General features: G+C 42.3%; 4 protein-coding genes. All 4 read left to right on the top strand.

What is annotated here, in order from left to right; translation table 11 throughout:
- The coding region (locus AC5JMF_RS33300; protein ID WP_495799978.1) for a hypothetical protein at positions 1 to 204 on the top strand (204 nt) is incomplete at its 5' end.
- On the top strand, positions 179 to 1,225 hold the full coding sequence (locus AC5JMF_RS33295; RefSeq protein WP_495799977.1) for an adenosine deaminase: 1,047 nt from the start codon (positions 179 to 181) through the stop codon (positions 1,223 to 1,225). The genes AC5JMF_RS33300 and AC5JMF_RS33295, both read left to right, overlap by 26 nt.
- 652 nt (positions 1,226 to 1,877) lie before the next feature.
- Positions 1,878 to 2,114, top strand: coding sequence for a hypothetical protein (locus tag AC5JMF_RS33290; RefSeq protein ID WP_495799976.1), 237 nt, complete (start codon positions 1,878 to 1,880; stop codon positions 2,112 to 2,114).
- 61 nt (positions 2,115 to 2,175) lie between these two features.
- Complete coding sequence (locus AC5JMF_RS33285; protein WP_495799975.1) at positions 2,176 to 2,412, top strand: hypothetical protein; 237 nt, start codon at positions 2,176 to 2,178, stop codon at positions 2,410 to 2,412.
- The last annotated feature ends 122 nt before the right edge of the window (positions 2,413 to 2,534 follow it).

Genomic DNA, 2,534 nt, shown 5'->3' with positions numbered 1-2,534 from the left:
AACGGAAAAATAGGCTTTTTCAGACTGAATATGAAAAACCTACCCTTGAAAGCCACTCCCCACTCCCTACTCCCTACTCCCCCATTCCCTGTATCTTCACTGACTCTTGTTTCAAGTCCAGATTTTTTTCTTGATGTTTTTGTTAAAATTAATAAAATTTTTCCGGGAAAATACCACTATGGCTTTATATGCGGAATTGCATAGGCATCTGGGCGGCTCGGTTGTACCCCGCGTTTTGTGGCGTTACTTTGAGCGACATTCTGCGGAGTTGATTTCCCGCTTTGCAGAGTATGCAGAATTTGAAGATTTTTATACACGACCACGCAATACTCTAGATGAGTATTTGGAATTGCACACTCTTGTAGAAAGTGTGCAAACAGTCGAGACTCTGCCTTATTTTATCTATCGCCTAGTACGAGGTGCTTATATATTTGAAAATTTAGCTTATCTAGAACTGCGCTACACACCTTACTTACGTACACCTGAGCATCTGAGTCAATCCCAAAGAATTGATCAGATGGCAGAAATTGTGGCTGTGGTTGGACAAGCTAGCCGTTTGCCAGAATATCCGATTATCACTAGCCAAATTCTCTGTATGCACTCGCGTTTACCTTATGAGGTGAACAAGGCAATTGTTGATTTGGCAGCCCAAAACAAGCAATATGTCTGTGCAATAGATGTAGCAGGAGGTGATAGCTATTATGCCGATCGCCTAGAAGAATGGATTAGCTTGTATGATTATGCGCGATCGCTTGGCATTAACACCACCGGACACTTATACGAAACTACCGCTGGTTGTTATCCCCAACTGTTACCTTATCTCATGCGGATTGGTCATGGTATCCAAATTCCCCTGCTACATCCAGAGTTACTGAAAGATTTGGCAAGACGCGGCCAGTGTTTAGAAATTTGTCCGACAACATATCTAAAAACTGGTACTTTGCAGGATATACGTCAACTCAAGTTAGTTTTTGATCGCTGTTTTGATGTAGGAGTAGACATCGCTATTTGTACAGATAACGCCGGGTTGCACAATGTACGTCTCCCGTTTGAGTATGAGAATCTGTTGACTTACGACATTATTAGCTTTGATCAACTGCAAGCTTGTCAGGATGCAGCTTTCCGTCATGCTTTTGCTTGGCCTTATGGCCAACGTCCTGCATCTTTGTTGAGTGGGTTGCTCAAACCTGAACATCCTATGTTAGTGATGGGAGATGTTAATTAACAACTATGTGAACTACCCAACACCCATCTGAGTACAGATAGGGTGTGGGTTTCCCGGATTGAAACAAGTGGCGTGGTTTCCCGCTGGTGACTTTGCGCTAAATCCCCATTACAAAACTTAATTACGTTAGCGCAGCGGTAGCGAGTCCGCGAGCGTCATTACGAATTACGAATTACGAATTACGAATTATTTAACAATTGCTACTCTCCACTACGACGTGATCTCGATCACACTTTTTTTGTTCGGCCTCTTGACTTGCTTCATAATTACAAGGTAATGTTTAAAAAAATATAAATCAATCTGCCTAATCCAAATTGCCTGTAAAACACCTGTTTGCAAAAGCAAACTGGAGTAGAAAAGCTAAAGTTGAGGCATATTTTTAAGAAGGGTAAAGACTAAAGTATAAAGGATATATGAAGAGTAATACTTCGTCCTTGACGCTTCATACTTCATCCTTCAACCAAAGGGTATCTCTCAGTTATAGCCCGTCAGCTAACCTCGTCAGCATCAAGAGGAGACTAAGTGAACAGCATTCTCATAAGTAATGCCTTGTTCTCGTTAGTATCCTTGTCTGGCAGCTTTACGCTTCGTTTTATACTTCCTCGTTTCTGGCGTCTGGGGCGGAAAAGTCGCCTTTTGGAAAAGCTCAACTATGTTCCAGAATTCCAAGTGTTGCGTTACCTTCATTCAAATTGATGGTTATCCTACTGTCGAAATCTGTCCAAAAGAGGCCGGAAGTCAAAAGGATAAGACTTTATCCTACTACGCTACCGCATCAGATATCTGCGTAGTACCCATTTACTTAGATTCTACCTGTACCCAAAAACGAACCTCGATTTACAGCTTAACTTCTGTAGATTTGAGCGTGGAACCAGCATTACTTAGGTAATTGGGCCGCGCACAACATAGTCAAATAGAAACTGCTCAAACAACACTAGGGAGTCACTACCATGTTAGATATCGTAGATGATTACGCTTTGCATCAGCAAAACACACAGATTGGTCAAATTTTTGGTCATGGACATCAAGTAACAGATGGAGTTTATATAGCTACCCTCGAAGTCAGAATGAGCAAGCGCAAGGGAACTCGCCGTCAAAGCAGATTTATGGGGAATTTGCACTCTACTGGGATGTTGAAACAGACAACAGAAATCCCCAAGTTTGTTTCTATAAAGCTATCGGCTTGAGTGACTGGTTTTTATACAGCATTTTCAAGATAGGGGGAAAGTCTAGTAGATTTTCCCCTTGTTAGTTTATTGGGGACTGGGGACTGGGGACTGGGGACTGGGGACTGGGGACTGGGGACTGG

It is taken from the genome of Desmonostoc vinosum, from assembly GCF_059505385.1.
This window is presented reverse-complemented; position numbering and strand designations above follow the sequence as displayed.